Origin of the sequence: Kitasatospora sp. NPDC059827 (assembly GCF_042731675.1) — a bacterium.
Lineage (GTDB): Bacteria > Actinomycetota > Actinomycetes > Streptomycetales > Streptomycetaceae > Kitasatospora.
In genome coordinates this window covers 106,591-123,706 of record NZ_JBHWIV010000011.1, presented here as the reverse complement: position 1 = coordinate 123,706, position 17,116 = coordinate 106,591, and the positions used below count along the sequence as shown (strand labels likewise).

At 75.2% G+C, this 17,116-nt stretch carries 14 protein-coding genes; 11 read left to right on the top strand and 3 right to left on the bottom strand.

The features are described 5' to 3' along the window. Window positions 1-111: 111 nt before the first annotated feature. The 6 genes from ACFV8H_RS09985 (at window position 112) to ACFV8H_RS09960 (ending at window position 7,039) form a co-directional block, all read left to right on the top strand. Complete coding sequence (locus tag ACFV8H_RS09985) at window positions 112-1,743, top strand: class I adenylate-forming enzyme family protein (RefSeq protein ID WP_380398111.1); 1,632 nt, start codon at window positions 112-114, stop codon at window positions 1,741-1,743. Then, window positions 1,740-3,005 carry a beta-ketoacyl-[acyl-carrier-protein] synthase family protein gene (locus ACFV8H_RS09980; protein WP_380398109.1) on the top strand — a complete coding sequence of 422 codons (1,266 nt, stop codon included), beginning with the start codon at window positions 1,740-1,742 and terminating at the stop codon, window positions 3,003-3,005. The genes ACFV8H_RS09985 and ACFV8H_RS09980 overlap by 4 nt, the downstream gene beginning before the upstream one ends. Window positions 3,006-3,085: 80 nt before the next feature. Continuing rightward, window positions 3,086-4,096 carry a 4-hydroxyphenylpyruvate dioxygenase gene (hppD, locus tag ACFV8H_RS09975; protein ID WP_380398108.1) on the top strand — a complete coding sequence of 337 codons (1,011 nt, stop codon included), beginning with the start codon at window positions 3,086-3,088 and terminating at the stop codon, window positions 4,094-4,096. Window positions 4,097-4,122: 26 nt separating this feature from the next. Then, window positions 4,123-5,037, top strand: a complete 915-nt coding sequence (locus tag ACFV8H_RS09970; RefSeq protein WP_380398106.1) for a phytanoyl-CoA dioxygenase family protein — start codon at window positions 4,123-4,125, stop codon at window positions 5,035-5,037. Then, the gene (locus ACFV8H_RS09965; RefSeq protein WP_380398104.1) at window positions 5,034-6,074 is read left to right on the top strand and encodes a thiamine pyrophosphate-dependent dehydrogenase E1 component subunit alpha; all 1,041 of its coding nucleotides are present in this window, start codon (window positions 5,034-5,036) and stop codon (window positions 6,072-6,074) included. Before ACFV8H_RS09970 ends, ACFV8H_RS09965 begins: the two co-directional genes overlap by 4 nt. Further along, window positions 6,071-7,039: an alpha-ketoacid dehydrogenase subunit beta gene (locus ACFV8H_RS09960; protein ID WP_380398102.1), complete on the top strand. Its 969-nt coding sequence runs from the start codon at window positions 6,071-6,073 to the stop codon at window positions 7,037-7,039. The genes ACFV8H_RS09965 and ACFV8H_RS09960 overlap by 4 nt, the downstream gene beginning before the upstream one ends. Window positions 7,040-7,229: 190 nt before the next feature. Here ACFV8H_RS09960 and ACFV8H_RS09955 read toward each other — a convergent pair whose 3' ends face one another. Next, window positions 7,230-8,579, bottom strand: a complete 1,350-nt coding sequence (locus ACFV8H_RS09955) for an acyltransferase (protein WP_380398100.1) — start codon at window positions 8,577-8,579, stop codon at window positions 7,230-7,232. Between the two features lie 137 nt (window positions 8,580-8,716). Here ACFV8H_RS09955 and ACFV8H_RS09950 point away from each other — a divergent pair, with 137 nt between their 5' ends. The 4 genes from ACFV8H_RS09950 to ACFV8H_RS09935 all read left to right on the top strand — a co-directional run bounded on the left by ACFV8H_RS09950 (window position 8,717) and on the right by ACFV8H_RS09935 (window position 13,271). Continuing rightward, complete coding sequence (locus ACFV8H_RS09950) at window positions 8,717-11,101, top strand: FHA domain-containing protein (RefSeq protein ID WP_380398098.1); 2,385 nt, start codon at window positions 8,717-8,719, stop codon at window positions 11,099-11,101. 108 nt (window positions 11,102-11,209) lie between these two features. Continuing rightward, window positions 11,210-11,788 (top strand): hypothetical protein, encoded by a 579-nt coding sequence (locus ACFV8H_RS09945; RefSeq protein WP_380398096.1) that lies wholly within the window; start codon window positions 11,210-11,212, stop codon window positions 11,786-11,788. Between the two features lie 95 nt (window positions 11,789-11,883). Next, window positions 11,884-12,900: a serine/threonine-protein kinase gene (locus ACFV8H_RS09940; protein WP_380398156.1), complete on the top strand. Its 1,017-nt coding sequence runs from the start codon at window positions 11,884-11,886 to the stop codon at window positions 12,898-12,900. Further along, window positions 12,897-13,271, top strand: coding sequence for a DUF1304 family protein (locus tag ACFV8H_RS09935; protein ID WP_380398094.1), 375 nt, complete (start codon window positions 12,897-12,899; stop codon window positions 13,269-13,271). Before ACFV8H_RS09940 ends, ACFV8H_RS09935 begins: the two co-directional genes overlap by 4 nt. Before the next feature lie 32 nt (window positions 13,272-13,303). On the opposite strand, the gene ACFV8H_RS09930 is transcribed toward ACFV8H_RS09935, so the two are convergent. After that, complete coding sequence (locus ACFV8H_RS09930; RefSeq protein WP_380398092.1) at window positions 13,304-14,695, bottom strand: streptophobe family protein; 1,392 nt, start codon at window positions 14,693-14,695, stop codon at window positions 13,304-13,306. Between the two features lie 471 nt (window positions 14,696-15,166). On the opposite strand from ACFV8H_RS09930, the gene ACFV8H_RS09925 reads away from it, so the two are divergent. Further along, window positions 15,167-16,495 (top strand): DUF6777 domain-containing protein, encoded by a 1,329-nt coding sequence (locus ACFV8H_RS09925; RefSeq protein WP_380398090.1) that lies wholly within the window; start codon window positions 15,167-15,169, stop codon window positions 16,493-16,495. Window positions 16,496-16,565: 70 nt separating this feature from the next. On the opposite strand, the gene ACFV8H_RS09920 is transcribed toward ACFV8H_RS09925, so the two are convergent. After that, window positions 16,566-17,009, bottom strand: coding sequence for a winged helix-turn-helix transcriptional regulator (locus tag ACFV8H_RS09920; RefSeq protein ID WP_380398088.1), 444 nt, complete (start codon window positions 17,007-17,009; stop codon window positions 16,566-16,568). Window positions 17,010-17,116 lie beyond the last annotated feature (107 nt).

Sequence of the window (17,116 nt, the reverse complement as noted above, 5' to 3'; positions counted from 1 at the left end):
CCCGCCACGGCCGACGCCCCACCCCCGCCCGGCCGCCGTCCGCGCCGGCCGCACCCCGACACCCGATCAGCCGCCCGGGCCGCCCCGGCCCCGAGGGAGGGATCCACCCCCGTGACCATCCGCAGTCTCCGCACCCAGCTCGCGGACGACCCCGACGTGGGCGCCGGCAACGTGCTGACCGCCCGGATCGCCCTCGGCCAAGGACTCGACGAGCCGCTGCTCACCTTCGACACCCCGGTGGACGGCCACCCCGCCTGGCAGCCGCTCACCCTGCGCGAGCTCGACCGCGTCGTCCGGGCCCGCGCCGCCGCCCTGCACGGCCTCGGCATCACCCGGCGCGACCCGGTCGTGGTCCACGCGAGCGACGCCGCCGAGCACGTGCTCGCCTTCCTCGCCCTGGCCCGGCTCGGCGCCGTCCCCGCCCTGCTCAACCCCAACCTGGACGCCGAGCGCGCCGCCCGCTACATCGCCCGGCTCGGCGCCGTCGGGGTGCTCGCCGACCCGGCCCACCTGGCCGCCCTGGCCGAGCACGACCCGGGCGCACCGCTGCTGCCGGAGATCTCCACCCTCGGCGCGGGCGACCCGGACGCCGCCCCGGAGCCCTACCGGCACTGGTCCGGCGACCCGGTGGCGATCACCCACTCCTCCGGCACCACCGGCATGCCGAAGGCCGTCGTGCACTCCCACGCCGGCCTGTACGCGGCGATCCGCCACCGGCTGCGGCTGCCCCGCCCGCAGGGCCAGGACCGGATGCTCAGCGCCCTGCCCGCCCCGCACGCCGCGACCCTGATCGCGCTCAACCTCGCGCTCAGCTCGCACACCGAACTGGCCTGCCTGTCCGGCCAGTCCGGCGCCGGCGTGCTGGACGCGATCGAGCAGTGGCACCCCACCGGGGTGATCGGCTTCGCCGCCACCTGGGCCGACCTCGCCCACCACGACCTGGCCGCACGGGACCTGGCGTCCGTCGCACTCTGGTGGAACACCGGCGACTGCGCCCACGAGGTGCACATCCGCCGACTGATCGCCACCGGCAGCCGGGAGACCGTCACCCGGCAGGGCCGCACCCGGCAGCCCGGCTCGCTGTTCGTGGACGGCCTCGGCTCCACCGAGATGGGCCACTCGCACTTCTTCATCACCCACGGCCCCGGCACCGACCGCTACGGCCGCTGCGTCGGCCGCCCGCACGCCTTCGTCGACTGCGAGGTGGTCGGCCCGGACGGCGAACCGCTCGGCCCCGGCGAGGTCGGCGAACTCGCCACCGCCTCACCGACCCTGGCACTCGGCTACTGGAACGACTCGGCCACCACCTTCCGCACCCGGCTGCGCGGCCGCTTCCTCACCGGGGACCTGATGTACCGGGACGAGGAGGGCTACTACTACCACGTCGACCGGGCCGTGGACTCGCTCGAACTCGCCGACGGCAAGCGGCTGTTCACCGCGATGTCGGAGGAGCGGGTGCTGGCCGCCCGCCCGGAGGTGCTGGACTGCACGGTGGTCGCCGTCCGGGACGGCGGGCAGGTGGTCACCGACGTGCTGCTGCTCCTCGGCGAGGACGCCGACCGGGGCGCCGCCGCCGAGGCCGACCGCGCCGAGGCCGTCGTCGCCGCCCTGGACGAGGCCACCGCCGCGACCGTCCGCAAGGTCCTGGTGGTCACCGGCGACGACATCCCGCTCGGCCCGACCGGCAAGGTCCGCAAGGTCCTGCTGCGTGAGCGCCACCTGGCGGCGGTGAGCGCCCGATGACCGCCCGCGAAGCCGCCGTCATCACCGGCATCGGCCTGGTCTCCCCGCTCGGCCGGGGGCCCGCCGAGGTGTTCGAGGCGCTGGCCGCCGGCCGCTCCGGCCTGCGGGCCGTCCCCGAGGACCACCCCGCGCACGGCTGGCTGCCCGCCGCCGGGATCGCCCCCGCCGTGGACGGCCGCGAGGTGCTGCCGCCCACCGAGACCCGCTGCGTGGACCGCTTCGTGCTGCTCGCCCTGGCCGCCGCCGACGACGCGCTCGCCGACGCCGCCCTGGTGGTCGGCCGCGACGCCGACCCGCACCGCACCGCCGTGGTGCTGGCCACCGGGGGCGGCGGCCTGGAGACCTTCGAGCAGCAGTCGCACCGCCGGCTGGAGCGCGGCCGCCCCGGCGTCAGCCCGTACCTGCTGCCCGGCATGCTCTCCAACATGGCCGCCGCCCGGATCGCCATCAAGTACGGGATCCGGGGCTACAGTTCGGCCGTGGTGACGGCCTGCGCGGCCGGCGCCCAGGCGATCGCGGAGGGGCTGCGGCTGATCCGCGCGGGCGACGCCGACGTGGTGGTGTGCGGCGGAACCGAGTCCTCGCTGCACCCGACCATCGCCGCCGCCTTCACCAACGCCCGTGCCCTGGCGCAGGGTTGGGAGGATCCGGAGCAGTCCAGCCGACCCTTCGACAGCCGCCGCAACGGCTTCGTGCTGGGCGAGGGCAGCGCCGTCCTCGTCCTGGAGAGCGCGAGCCACGCCGCCGCGCGCGGCGCCACCGGCTACGCGGACGTGCTCGGCTGGGGCGCCTCCACCGACGCCCACCACCCGACCATGCCCCGCCCGGACGGCGCCGGCGCCGCCGACGCGATGCGCGCCGCGCTCGCCAACGCGGGCCTGGCCCCGGAGGACATCGACTACGTGAACGCCCACGGCACCGGCACCAAGCTCGGTGACGTGGCGGAGACCGCCGCCCTGCACGCCGTCTTCGGCGCGCACCGGCCTGCGGTCAGCTCCACCAAGGGCTCCACCGGCCATCTCCTGGGCGCCGCAGGCGCGTTGGAGGCAGCGGTGACGGCCCTGGCGGTGGCGAGGGGGACGCTGCCGCCGACGCTCAACCTGGTCGACCCGGACCCTGCCTGCGACCTGGACCACGTCCAGGGCGCCGCCCGGTCCACCCCGGTGCGCGCCGCGCTGAGCAACGCCTTCGCCTTCGGCGGCCACAACCTGAGCCTGATCCTCGGCCCGGCCTCCGTCCGCCCCGCCGACGCCACGCGCTAGCTCCTGCGGGTCCTCGCCGGGCAGCGCCGCCCGGCAGCGCGCCGCTCCTCGAACCACCATCCCTCCGGGGGGAGATCCCGTTGTCCATCCAGACCATCGCCCGCGTCGAGTTCCACTGCGCGGACGCCGACAAAACCGCCGCCGAACTGCACGCCGACTACGACTTCACCGCCGCACCCCCGACCACCTCGGCGGACGGCACCCGCTCCATCGACCTGCGCCAGGGCTCGATCCGGCTGCGCCTGACCGCCGCCGCCGACCCCGGCCACCCGGTCTCCGCCTACGTCGCCCGGCACGGCGACGGCGTCGCCGCGCTCGCCCTCGGCTGCACCGACCCGAAGGCCGCCCTGGAGCGGGCCGAACGGCACGGCGCCCGGGTGCTGGACCGGGAGGCCTGCCTGATCGCCGGATTCGGCGACACCGCCCTGCGGTTCACCTCGATGCACGCGGCCGGGACGGACCGGGCCAACGGGGCAACCGGGAGCACCGAGCCCGGGCTGCTGGAGGCCCTCGACCACGTCGCGATCTGCCTGCCCGGTGGCGAACTCGCCGACACCGTACGGTTCTGCGAGGCCGCGCTCGGCTTCCACGCGATCTTCGAGGAGTACATCGAGGTCGGCGAGCAGGCCATGGACTCCACCGTGGTGCAGAGCTCCTCCGGCCTGGTCACCTTCACCCTGATCGAGCCCGACACCGCCCGCCGCCCCGGCCAGATCGACGAGTTCCTGTCCGCCCACGGCGGCGCCGGGGTGCAGCACCTGGCGTTCAGCACCCACGACATCGCCACCGCCGTGCGCACCGCCCGCTCCCGCGGCGTGGAGTTCCTGACCACCCCGGGCGCCTACTTCGACGCGCTCACCGAGCGGCTCGGCGGGACGGCCATCCCGGTGGAGACCCTGCGCGACCTGCACGTCCTGGTGGACCAGGACCACGGCGGCCAGCTGTTCCAGATCTTCGCCCGCTCGACCCACCCGCGGCGCACCTCCTTCCTGGAACTGATCGAGCGCCAGGGCGCGGGCACGTTCGGCACCGCGAACATCAAGGCGCTCTACGAGGCGGTCGAGCGACAGACCTCCGCCGCCGCCCGCTGACCGCCCCCAGAAGGGAAGCACCACCGATGACCACCGCCACCGAGTTCCGCCTCACCGACGCCGAACACGCCCTGCTGCCCACCCCCGAGGAGGTGGCGCACTACCGCGAGCACGGCTGGTACCTCTCCCGCCGGCTGTTCACCGACGAGGAGCTGGACGCCCTCCAGGCCGCCACCGAGCTGTACTACGCGGGCCACCGGGACCGCGAACTGCCCGTCCGCCCGCCCCGGTTGGCCGCCTGGGAGCCCTCGCACGGGCCGGTCCAGCGGCACAACGACTACGTCCACCACGAGAGCGACGCGATCGGCGCGATCCTGCGCAAGCCGCTGGTCGGCGCGGTCGCCGCACTGCTCGCCGGGGCCGAGGAGATCCGGATCTTCCAGGCCACCCTGATCTACAAGCCCCCGGTGCCCGGGGAGCCCAGCAACCACGTGCCCTGGCACTTCGACAAGCACTACTGGCAGACCTCGACCTCCCAGAACATGCTCACCGCCTTCATCCCGTTCCACGACTGCCGGGAGGAGAACGGGACCATCACCATGGTCGACGGCAGCCACCGCTGGCGCGAGATGCCCTCCGGCGAGGACTCCACCCGGCACTTCGCCGACCGCGACAACTCCGAGCTGGACGCCATCCTGGACGCCAACGCCGCATTCAACGGGCAGCGGGTGCGGAAGGTCCCGATGCTGATCCCGCGCGGCCACATGTCCTTCCACCACTGCCGCACCTACCACGGCAGCGGCCCCAACCTGGCCTCCTTCCCCCGCCGGGCCGTCTCGCTGCACCTCCAGGACGGCGCCAACGAGTACCGGCGGCACGAAGGGCCGGACGGCGGCCCGGTGGTGTACAACCACGACGTGCTGGTGCGCCGCACCGCCGACGGCCGACCGGACTACGCCGACCCGGCGTTCTGCCCGACGGTCTGGCGGGGAACGCTGTGACGGCACCGCCCGCGGCCGCGATCGCCCCGCTGGCCACCCCGGCCGAGCGCTACCGGATGCTGCGGCTGATCCGCGGCTTCGAGGAGCTGGCGCTCGGCCTGGTGAAGTCCGGCGCGATCCCCGGCGGCATCCACCCGTACATCGGGCAGGAGGCCGTCGCGGTCGGCGTCTGCTCGGCGCTCGGCCCGGCCGACCGGCTGACCAGCACCCACCGCGGCCACGGCCACGTGCTCGCCCGGGGCGCCGACCCGGACCGGCTGCTCGCCGAACTCGCGGGCCGGGTCGGCGGGTTGAACGGCGGCCGGGGCGGCTCGATGCACGCCGCCGACCTCTCGCTGGGCATCCTCGGCGCCAACGGCATCGTCGGCGCCGGGGCGCCGATCGCGGTGGGCGCCGCCTGGGCCGCCAAGCACGCCACACACACCACGCACACCACGCACACCGAGAGCGGGACCGAGGGCAGCCCGGTCGCGGTGTCCTTCTTCGGCGACGGCGCGCTCAACCAGGGCGTGCTGCTGGAGTCGCTCAACCTCGCGGCGATGTGGCGGCTGCCGGTGCTCTTCGTCTGCGAGAACAACGGCTACGCCACCACCCTGCCCGCCGCGACCGCCGTCGCGGGCACCGCCACCGGCCGGGCCGCCGCCTTCGGCATCCCCGCCGAGCAGGTGGACGGCATGGACACCGAGGCCGTCCGGGCCGCCGCCCTGCGCGCGGTCGAGCGGGCCCGCGCGGGCGGCGGACCCGGCTTCCTGGAGTGCCGCACCTACCGCTACGAGGGCCACCACACCATGGAACGCCGGATGAAACTGCGCTACCGCACCCCCGAGGAGGTCGCGGCCTGGCGCGAGCGCGACCCGCTGACCCGGGCCACCGCCCCGCTGGACCGGGCCGCGGTCGTCGAACTGGACCGCTCGGTGGCCGAACAGCTGGCCGCCGCCGAGGAGTTCGCCCTGGCCTCGGCCCACCCGGACCCGGCCGGCGCGCTGGACCACCTGTACGCCGACGGTCTGCGGCCCCGGGCGGGGGTGTCGGCGTGACCAGGCTCTCCTACACCAAGGCGCTCAACCGGGCCCTGGCCGACGAACTCGCCGAGGACCCGGCGGTCTGCGTGTTCGGCGAGGACATCGGCGCCGGTCTGGCCGGCCCCACCCTGGGCCTGCTGGACCGCTTCGGCCCGGAGCGGATCGTGGACACCCCGCTCTCCGAACAGGCCTTCACCGCGATGGCGATGGGCGCCGCACTGGCCGGGCGACGGCCGGTGCTGGAGTTCCAGATCCCCTCGCTGCTCTTCCTGGTCTTCGAGCAACTCGTCAACCAGGCCCACAAGTTCTCGCTGATGACCGGCGGCCAGGCAGCCGTCCCGCTGACCTGCCTGGTGCCCGGCTCGGGCTCCCGGGACGGCTGGGCCGGGCAGCACTCCGACCACCCGTACAGCCTGTTCGCGCACGCCGGGGTGAAGACCGTGGTGCCCGCCACCCCGACCGACGCCTACGGGCTGCTGCGCTCGGCGATCCGCGACCCTGACCCGGTGGTGGTGTTCGCCCCGGCGGCCGCCCTGCCGGTGCGCGAGACGGTGACCTGGGAACTCGCCCCGGTGCCGCTCGGCCGGGCCCGGATCCACCGACCCGGCACGGACGTCACCCTGGTCGCCCTCGGGCACCTGGTGCACGACGCCCTGGCCGTCGCCGAGGAGCTGGCACCGGAGCTCTCGGTCGAGGTGCTCGACCCGCGCACCGTCCACCCCTTCGACTGGCCGGCGCTCGCCGAGTCGCTGGAGCGCACCGGCCGACTGGTCGTCGTGGACGACTCCAACCGCAGCTGCGGCTTCGGCGCCGAGGTGCTCGCCACCGCCGCCGAGGAGATGCGGCTGATCGCCCCGCCGCGCCGGATCACCCGCCCGGACGGCGCGGTGCTGCCCTTCGCCCCCGCCCTCGACCGGGCCGTCCAGCCCGGCCGCGAGCAGCTGCGGCACGCGCTGCGGTCCGTCGTGAAGGCCCGCTGACCGCCGCCCCGACACCCCCGGCCCCGGCCCCAACACCCCCGACACCCCCGACCCGCCGTCACGGCTCCCCCGGCCACCACCGTGACGGTGGGTCGAGGGCATGCGCCAGGCCGGTGCCGCCCCCGCCCGGTGGCGGACTTCCTGGCGCCACTGGGCGATCGACCAGGCCTTCCAGGCCGCACCGGAGGGCTCACAGCACCTTCGGCAGCACCGCCGCCGAGGCGGGCGGCTCGTCGCCCGCCAGCCGGAACCGGTGCAGCGCCGCCCGGCCGTCCGCCCCGCGGACCCGGGCGGCGAGCCGGGCGGGCAGCACCACGGTGCTGAGCCACCCCTCGCCGCGATACCCCTCGATCGTCCAACTCACCCAGGGGAGCGGGTAGTTGGCGGCCGGACTAACGAACACCGGGGAGCAGCCCTGGAAGCTCACCCGATAGGTGCCGAAGCGGCTCCAGTTGGAGAAGCTGAACCGGCGCTGCTGCGGGTCGAAGCCCAGCGGCACACACTCCCCCATCCGTGAACGGCCCAGCCCCGCCAGGAAGTCCAGGTTGGCGCGCAGGTTGAGGTGGGCGGTCGGGAACTCCTCGACGGCCGTCCGCAGCGCGGCCGCCAGCACCGCCGGGCCGTCCTTCGGCCGGTGCGGCACGTGCACCTCGCTCAGCAGATTGCCCACCAGGGCGGGCGAAAGGCCCAGCCAGCGGCGGGCGTTGACCGGCACGGTGAGCATCCGCTCGGCCTGGTCCCCGTCCAACTCCCGCAGGGTGGCGAGCACATGGGCGCAGAGCACGTCCCCGGGGGAGAGCCTGCGCCCGGCGGCCGCCCCGAACTCCTCGCGCATCCGGTCGACCTCGGCCTCGGTGAAGGCGATCTGGACGGTCCGGTTGGCGCGCGGTCCGGCCGCGACCTCGCGGGCCAGCTGCTCCGCCTCCGCCGCTTCCGGCAGCCGGAAGCCGGGGCGTCCGCAGTCCTCGGCCGGCAGCACGGCGGCCAGCAACACGTCCTGGTCGTCGACGAGTTCGGCCTCCGGCAGCGGCTCGCCCTCGACCGCCGCGGACCAGATCCGCAGCAGCAGGACGAAGCTGTGCAGGTCCCCGATCGCGTGGTGCCAGGAGCAGCCGAGCACCGTCCCGCCGTCGGCGGTCCGGGTGACCCGTACGGTGAACAGCGGGGCATCGCCGGTGCGCGCGGCGACGGCGTCCACCGGGTCGACCAGTTCGGAGCCGGCCGCCACCACCCGGCCCATCGCCTCGGCGAGGGTGCCGTCCACGGTGTAGACCGCGAGCGGCACCCCGGAGTCGTCGCAGACCGCCCGGAGCGCGCCGTCCTCGGTGCGCAGCCGTCCGGCGAACACCGGCACCCGCTCCAGGGCGAGGGCGAGTCCGGCGGCGAGCCGGTCCTCGTCCAGCGGCCGGTCGAAGCAGAGCACGACGGAGACGGCGAGGTCGGCGAGCATGGTGTCCATCAGGCCCAGGCGCAGCACCCGGCCGTCGGCCCGGCCGGCGCGGACGGTCCGGGAGCTGCGCGGATGCGGCCAGATCGTCATGGGTTCCCATCCGGTGGTCCGGCCGGTGGTCCGGCCTGCGGGCACGCCGAACGATAGTGCTGCGCCGAGGCAGTGGTCCAGTCCAATGTCAGGATCCGGAAAGGCCGTTCGGGCCCGCCGACGATAGAATGCCGAGCATGGGACAGCGCCCCGGCGCACCCACCGCGCCGCCCCTCGTCCTGGTCACCGACCGCGAATCCCGGCTGATCGACCCCACCCGGGCCTACCACCTGGGCCGGGACCCGACCAGCGAGATAGTGCTGGACGACCCCCGGGTCTCCTGGCACCACGCGGTGCTGCGCGCCACCGACGGCCACTGGCTGCTGGAGGACGTCGGCAGCACCAACGGCACCTACGACCAGGGCCACCGGGTCGACCACGAGGACGTCGGCCCGGGCACCCGGCTGCGCTTCGGCGACCCGGCCACCGGCCCGTCCGCGACCTTCGCCGGCCTGCCCGGCCCCGCCCCCGGCGAGCGCACGGTGCTGCTCGCCCCGCGCAGCTCCGGTACCTTCCGCAGCCCGAGCGCCGTGCTGGAACTGCCCGGCCGCGCCCTGCGGATCGGCCGCGCCCCCGACAACGACCTGGTCCTGGACGACCTGGTGGTCTCCCGGCACCACGCCGAGCTGCGCGAACTGCCGGACGGCGGGCACGAGATCGTCGACCTGGACAGCCACAACGGCACCTACCTCAACGGCCGCCCGGTCCGCCGTGCCCCGGTCGGCCCGGCCGACCTGGTCGGCATCGGCCACTCCTCGCTCTGCCTGGCCGACGGCCGGCTGGTCGAGTACACCGACACCGGCGAGGTCTCGCTGGACGTCCAGCACCTGGTCGTCCGGGTCGGCCCCGACCACCGGGTGCTGCTGGACGACGTCGGCTTCCCGCTCGCCGAGAAGGCCCTGCTCGCGGTGGCCGGCCCGAGCGGCGCCGGCAAATCCACCCTGCTCAACGCCCTCACCGGGCTGCGCCCCGCCGACGAGGGCACCGTGCTGTACGACGGGCGCGACCTCTACCGCGACTACGCGGAGCTGCGCCGCCGGATCGGCCTCGTCCCCCAGGACGACATCCTGCACACCCAGCTGACCGTCCGCCGCGCCCTGTCGTACGCCGCCGAGCTGCGCTTCCCCGGGGACACCGCGAAGGAGGAGCGGGAGGACAGGGTCTCCGAGGTGATCGGCGAACTGGGCCTGGAGGCGCGGGAGCAGCAGGTGATCGCCAGCCTCTCCGGCGGCCAGCGCAAGCGGGTCAGCATCGCACTGGAGCTGCTCACCAAGCCCTCGCTGCTCTTCCTGGACGAGCCGACCTCCGGCCTGGACCCGGGCATGGAGCGCTCGGTGATGCAGCTGCTGCGCGGGCTGGCCGACGACGGCCGCACGGTGGTCGTGGTGACGCACAGCGTGCTGAGCCTCAACGTGTGCGACCGCCTGCTGGTGCTCGCCCCCGGCGGCCGGACCGCCTACTACGGGCCGCCGACCGAGGCGCTGGCGTACTTCGGCGAGGCGGAGTGGCCGGAGGCCTTCGAGGCCTTCGAGAACGACACCGAGGGGCTCTGCCGGCAGCGCTTCCGCGCCTCGCCGCAGTACCAGCGGTACGTGGCGGCCGAGGCGGCGCACCCGGTGCCCCCGGCGCGCCCGCCGGAGCCGGCCGGGGCGGCCGCGTCGCCCGTCGGCCGGGAGAAGCCGCAGGGCTGGTTCTCCCAGCTGGGCACCCTGGTGCGCCGGTACGCCGCGGTGCTCGCCGCCGACCGGCTGTTCCTGACCGTGATGATCGTGCTGCCGTTCATCATCGGCCTGATGTGCCGGGCGATGGCCGGCAGCCGGCTCAGCGACGAGAACGCCATCAACTGCCTGCTCACGCTCTGTCTCGGCGGGGTGCTCACCGGCTCGGCCAACGCGGTGCGCGAGGTGGTCAAGGAGCGCGCGATCTACCGGCGGGAGCGGGTGGTCGGCCTGTCCCGGTCGGCGTACCTGGTGTCGAAGGTGGTGGTGCTCGGCGCGGTCACCGTGGCGCAGGCCGCGGTGCTGACGGTGGTCGGCCTGGCCGGGGTCACGCTCACCGCGCAGCCCCGCCCGAACGCCCCGCCGCCGGTGACCACCGGCGTGCTGATGCCCCAGCTGCCGGAACTGATCATCGCGGTCGCGCTGCTGGCGTTCACCTCGATGATGCTCGGCCTGGTGGTGTCCGCGCTGGTCGCCAAGGAGGAGACCACCATGCCGCTGCTGGTGCTCCTCGCGATCGTCCAGGTCGTGTTCAGCGGCCTGATGCTCCGGCTGCACGGCGTGCCCGGCCTGGAGCAGTTCGCCTGGCTGGTGCCGTCCCGGTGGGGCCTGTCGGCGATGGCCCGCACCGTCGACCTGAACCGGCTCACCGTACCGAGCCCGATCACCGCGGACCCGATGTTCCGCCCCGAGCGCACCGGCTGGCTGGTCTCCATGGGCGCACTGGCCGCCCTCGCGGCGGCGTACGGGCTGGCGGTGCTCGCCCTGCTGCGGCGGCACGAGCCGAGCGTCATGCGCAAGTAGCCGCCCCCGGCCCCGCCGGTAGAGTGGGAGACGAACTGCGGTGCGAATGCCGCTCGCGACCCCTGCCCCCCGGCACCGGTCGGCGCGGCGGAGGGAATGTACCCGCCCATGGACGAGTTCGCGTTCCGCCCCACCCACGTCGCCCCGCCGGACGGCCTGGCGACCTGGACGGCGCCGGACCCGGCACGGCCCTCCGCCCGGCTCGACCCGCTGCTCCCGGTCCGGCTGATCGCCCGGCAGGGCGACTGGGCCCAGGTGCTCTGCTCCAACGGCTGGACCGCCTGGGTGGACGCCCGGCTGCTGGTCGTACTCCCCCAACCGCCCCCCGCCGCGGACGGACCACCCGCCCGCACCGCCGACCCCCGGCCCGCCCTCGCCGAGGCCGGGGCCGCACTCGCCCGGCACCGCGCCCTGCTGGAGGACCTCGCCACGGGCGCCCTGGACCTGGAGTCCTTCCGGGAGCGGACCCGCGGCCTGCGGATCGGCCTGGTCGCGGACGGCGAGGCGCTCTGGGTGTTCGACCCGGTGCACGACCGCTGGTGCTACTGCGACGGGCTCCAGTTGCAGACCTACGCGGCCACCGACCGGCAGGCAGCCGTCGGGTCCGCGGTCACGCCGGGAGCGGCACCGGTGCCCGACCCGCAGGCGCAGGGCCCGTACGCGCCCACCCGGACGGGTGAGCCGTGACCCCCGCCGAACCACCCCCGGCCACGGCCTCCACCCCGGCCTCCGCCTCCGGCCCGGCCGCCGACTCGGCCTCGTCCTCGCCCTCGACCGGCGGGCTGCCCGCCGGCCTGGTCGGGCGGAGGGTGGCGGGCTACCGGCTGGAGCAGGAGATCGGGCGCGGCGGGATGGCCGTGGTCTACCGGGCCAAGGACCTGCGGCTCGGCCGGACCGTCGCGGTCAAGCTGTTGGCCCCCGAGCTGGCCCGCAACGAGGTGTTCCGGCAGCGCTTCATGCACGAGTCCGAGGCCGCCGCCGGCATCGACCACCCGCACATCGTCCCGGTGTTCGAGGCCGGGGAGCACGACGGCATCCTCTACCTGGCGATGCGCTACGTCGAGGGCGGCGACCTGCGCGCGCTGATCAACCGGGACGCCCCGCTCCCGATCGAGCGCGCCACCCGGCTGGCCCTGCAGATCGCCTCCGCCCTGGACGCCGCGCACGACCACGACCTGGTGCACCGGGACGTCAAGCCCGGCAACGTCCTGGTCGCCGCCGGCACCGACAGCGAGCACCCCGAGCACCTCTACCTGGCGGACTTCGGCCTCACCAAGAAGTCCCTCTCGCTCAGCGGGCTGACCAGCGTCGGCCAGATCGTCGGTACCCTCGACTACGCCGCGCCCGAGCAGATCTCCGGCCGGCCGCTGGACGGGCGCTGCGACCAGTACGCGCTCGGCTGCGTGGTCTTCGAGATGCTCGCGGGCACCCCGCCGTTCCGCCGCGAGAGCGACCTCGCGCTGCTCTGGGCCCACCTCAACGACCCGCCGCCCGAACTGCGCCGGCACCGCCCGGACCTCCCCGAGGCGGTCGACGCCGTGCTGGCCCGCTCGCTCGCCAAGACGCCCGGGGAGCGCTACGACAGCTGCCTGCAGTTCGTCGCCGAGCTGCGCGCGTCCACCGGGCCCGCGCCCTGGACGGCGGACGGCCCGCCCACCCGGGTGGTCCCCGCGGTCGCCCGCGCCTCCGGCCCCACCCCGGTGCCGGACCCGCCCGCCTGGGCCGGCCCGGTCGTCCACCCGCCGTACCGGGGCCGTCAGGGCCCGTCCCAGGAAGCTCTGGAGAGCCGTCGACCATGAACGCCGTGAGCCAGGTCTTCGCCATGCTCGCCGCCGCGATCCACCTCGTGGTGTGGCCGCTGGAGAGCTACCTGTACGGGCACCCGAGGGTGCGCTACCTGCTCACCGGCAGCACGGCGGACGCCCCGGAGGTCCGGCTGTGGCGGTTCAACGTCGGTTTCTACAACCTGTTCCTGGCCCTCGGGCTGGTCGCCGGGCTGGTCCTGCTGCACACCGGGCACTCCGGGGCGGGGCGGCCGGTGATCCTCTACATCGCGGCCTTCATGGTGGCCGGCGGGACCACCCTGTTCGTCTCGGAGCCGAAGCTGTGGCGCGGCGCGCTCGGCCAGGCCGTCCCGGCGGCGGCCGTCCTGCTCGCCGAACTGCTCTGAGGCCGGGGCGGGTACGGGTGCCCGCTCCGGGTTCAGCCGCCGGTGCCCGCCCCGGTACTCTCCGCGCCCTCCCCGGCGACATCGCCGGTGACCTCCCCGGTGACCTCCCCGGGGTGCCGCACCCGGGCCGCCAGCAGCGCCCCGAGCAGTCCGGTCAGCAGTCCCCAGCCGGCCGCCAGCGGCACCGCCGTCCACAGCTCCGGGCGCAGCGTCAGGCTGCCGCTGCCCAGCGCCGACACCGGGTTGTCCCCGCCGAGCACCGCACCGAGCAGGTCCCCCAGTCCGCCCTGGCCGAGGCCGACGCCCAGCACGGACAGCCCGTAGTCGGCGTCCATCCGGGTCCACAGGCCCACCAGCAGCACGGTGACGGCGGTGGCCAGCGCGAAGCGCACGGAGTGCTGCCAGAGCCGGACGCGGCGCGGCGAGCGGCGGGCGGCGAGGAAGGCGGCGGCGGTCAGCAGCACGGCGGCCACCGGCAGCAGCCACCAGCTGCGCGCGTCGTGCTCGGCCAGGGTGCCGAGGTCGATGGTCGCCGTCCCCCCACCGGGGGCGCGCAGCACCGCGCTGAGCGGTTGGGGGACGGGCAGGCCGAGCGCGCCGACCAGTCGGCCGTGCCAGACGGCGCCGAGGCCGAGACCGAAGGCCAGCCAGACCAGGTCGGGCAGGGCCAGCAGCAGCACCGCCATGGTCGAGCGGGCGTTGCCGTGCACGAGCGCGGTGACGACCCCGGCCACCGCGCCGATCGCGACGTACCCGAGCAGCACCGTCCAGAGCGCGAACGCGGCCGGGCGGACGGCGAGTTGGTAGCGCAACAGGCCGCGCGGCAGCGGCGCCCGGCGGGAGACCGCGAAGACCGCGGCGAACACCAGCAGCAGCCAGGCCAGCCCGATGCCGACGGTGGTGGCGCCGTCCGCGTGGAAGCCGACCTCCGGGGTGAGCCCGAGCGCGCCGCCGATGGTCTCCACCAGGCTGCCGCCGAGCTGGATCACGAAGGTGTGCTTGGCGGTGACGGTGATCACCACCAGGGCGATCAGCCAGAGCACCACCGTCCGGGCGATCCGGCCCAGCAGTTCACCGCCTCCCGCGACCGCCCGGAAGCGCAGTTGACGCAGGAACACCTCGGCGATCACCACCGCGCCGACCAGCGAGACGCTCAGCGGCATCGCGCTGACCCCGGCGTCCACCGCCGCGAAGCTGCCCGCGCCGCCGTCGAGTTGGACCGAGCCGCCGACGGCCAGCGCCAGCGTCGCGGCGAGCACCGGCGGGAAGCCGCCCTCCGGGAGGTCGCTCGCGCCGGCCAGCCAGAGGCCCAGCGCGGCCACCGCCGCCATCGCGACGAGTCCGGCCAGCACCACGGCGAGCGCGTCCAGCCAACCGCGGACGGCTCCGGGCGGGCCGGCGGCCCCGGTGGTGGGCTGCTGCATGCCGCCTCCCTCTGCTCGAACGGGCCTGGTCCGTTCCCAGGGTGACCGACCGCCGCGGGGCACGCTCGGCGACGGCGGGGCCACCTGCTGTTGCGGCGAACGGGGCACCGGGGGAGAAATGGAACCCAGTGGCAGGAGCTTCCCGTGCCGACCGTTCGTGTCGGCCGCCTGCGAAACGGAGCCTCGATGAGTTCCCAACCGCCCCCGTCCGGCCCGCCGAGCGAGCCGCCCTACGGCCCGCCCTCCGGTCCCCCGTCCGGCCCGCTGGCCGGCCCCCCGTCGGGTGGCGGCACGGGCGGTGCGTCGTCCGTACCGCCACCGCCCTCGGGCCCGTCGGGGCCCTCAGGACCGTCGGGGCCGTCCGGGGGCGGTGCGGGTGGCTCCAGCGCGGGCAGCGGGCGGGGTCCGCGCACGCCGTGGTGGCGTTCCCGGAAGGGGCTGTCGGTCGCGGCGGGCGTGGTGGCGGCGGCCGTGGTGGCGACGGTGCTGATCGTCAACAACCAGGGCGGCAAGAACGAGGCCGTCCCGACCGCCAACGAGGTCGCCCTCCAGGCCCCGGCCGACCCCGGACCGGCGCCGTTCACCCCATCGGTGGAAACCCAGGGCATGAGCGCCCCGGCCCCCGCTCCCACCAGCACGGCGGCACAGCCGGGCGGCACCTCCAGAACCGGCTCCCCGGCCGTCCTGCACAGCGTGCAGGGCAGCTCGGCGGGCCTGTACGGCGGGACGATGAGCCGGTCCAGCTGCGACACCGAACGGCTGATCGGCATGGTGTCCAGCGGTGACGCCGGACGGGCCTGGGCCTCGGCGGCGGGCATCGAACAGTCCGCGATCCCGTCCTACCTGCGCTCGCTGACCTCGGCCTACCTGCGGGTGGACACCCGGGTGACCAACCACAGCTACAAGAGCGGCGCCGTGGTCGAGTACCAGTCCGTGCTGCAGGCGGGCACGGCCGTCCTGGTGGACGCCCAGGGCGTGCCCCGGGTGCGCTGCGCCTGCGGCAACCCGTTGAAGCCGGCGGTGCTGGTGAGCAACGCCAAGTACACCGGGAAGGCCTGGACGGGCTTCGAGCCGACCACGCTGATCGTGGTGGTGCCGGCCCCGCAGCCGGTGACCGAGATCATCCTGGTGAACATCGAGACGGGCGGCTGGTTCTCCCGGCTGACCGGTCGGATCGAGGTGGTGGACAAGCGCGTCGAGCCGCCGAAGCAACTGGTGCCGGGCGTTCCGCCGCCCGTGCCGTGGAAGCCCACGTCGCCGACGGCGACGGCCTCGACCTCGGGCGCGACCTCTTCGGGCGCGACGTCCAGCGGGGCGACGTCGTCCGGTGCCACCTCCTCCGGCGCCACCAGCTCGGGTGCCACCTCCTCCGGAGCGACCTCGTCCGGCGCGACGGCCTCGACCTCGGGCGCGACCAGCTCCGGGGCGACGTCCTCCGGCGCCACCAGCTCCGGTGCCACCTCCTCCGGTGCCACTTCCTCCGGAGCGACGTCCGGCGGGGCGACGTCCTCCGGCACCTCCACCGGTACGGGCTCAGCCGCGGCCACCTCGTCGACCACGTCGGGCAGGCCGTCCGAGAGCACCGCGACGACCCACTCCTCGTCCGCCTCGACGCTCAGCGAGGCACCGACCAGCAAGACCACCACGACCGGGACCGGAGCGACCAGCGAAGGCACCACGACCTCGACCGGCAGCACCTCGACCGGCGCCACCTCGGCCGGCGCCCAGACGGCCACGCCGATCTGCAAGCAGCCGGGACCGACGGGCACGGTCACGCCCTGCCCGCCCGCGACCCCCTGATCCCACCGCCCCACTGCCCCACCGCCCCGCCGCCACCGGCCGTCTCGAACGCCGGTGGCGGTGGCACGTCTCAGGGCAGCAGCACCTTCGCGTCGTCCGGGCCGAGCAGCCGCCCGTCCGCCGAGCGCACCTCCACCGGGGCGACCGGGGCGCCCGAGGCGCGGTCGACCAGCCGGGCCCGGGGCTCGCCCTCGGCGAAGAACCAGTCGTCACCCCACTGCCGCAGCGCGGTGATCACCGGGAACAATGCGCGGCCCTTCTCGGTGAGCAGGTACTCCTGGTAGGGGCTGCCGTCGGCGGCCGGAGCGAGTTCGAAGACCCCGGTGGCGACCAGGTTGGTGAGCCGCGCCGACAGGATGTTCTTGGCCAGCCCCAGGTTCTTCTGGAACTGCCCGAAGCGGCGCAGCCCGTCGAAGGCGTCCCGGACGATCAGCAGCGTCCAGCCGTCGCCGACCACGTCGAGCGGGCGGGCGACCGGGCAGGTCGACTCCTCGTGCGTGGTGCGTTTCGGCACTCTTCCCACCTCTCGACCGGTCGGCGGCCAGCGTACCGCCGGACACATGGTTGCTTATTGAAACCAGGATATGCCAGGGTGATGCGGTAGCACTTTGAAACCACTGC

Excerpts from the sequence above, each read along its gene's own strand:
- ACFV8H_RS09970 (WP_380398106.1), top strand. The coding sequence starts at position 4,123 with ATGACCACCGCCACCGAGTTCCGCCTCACCGACGCCGAACACGCCCTG.
- ACFV8H_RS09950 (WP_380398098.1), top strand. The coding sequence starts at position 8,717 with ATGGGACAGCGCCCCGGCGCACCCACCGCGCCGCCCCTCGTCCTGGTC.
- ACFV8H_RS09930 (WP_380398092.1), bottom strand. The coding sequence starts at position 14,695 with ATGCAGCAGCCCACCACCGGGGCCGCCGGCCCGCCCGGAGCCGTCCGC.
- ACFV8H_RS09945 (WP_380398096.1), top strand. The coding sequence starts at position 11,210 with ATGGACGAGTTCGCGTTCCGCCCCACCCACGTCGCCCCGCCGGACGGC.
- ACFV8H_RS09980 (WP_380398109.1), top strand. The coding sequence starts at position 1,740 with ATGACCGCCCGCGAAGCCGCCGTCATCACCGGCATCGGCCTGGTCTCC.
- ACFV8H_RS09955 (WP_380398100.1), bottom strand. The coding sequence starts at position 8,579 with ATGACGATCTGGCCGCATCCGCGCAGCTCCCGGACCGTCCGCGCCGGC.
- ACFV8H_RS09935 (WP_380398094.1), top strand. The coding sequence starts at position 12,897 with ATGAACGCCGTGAGCCAGGTCTTCGCCATGCTCGCCGCCGCGATCCAC.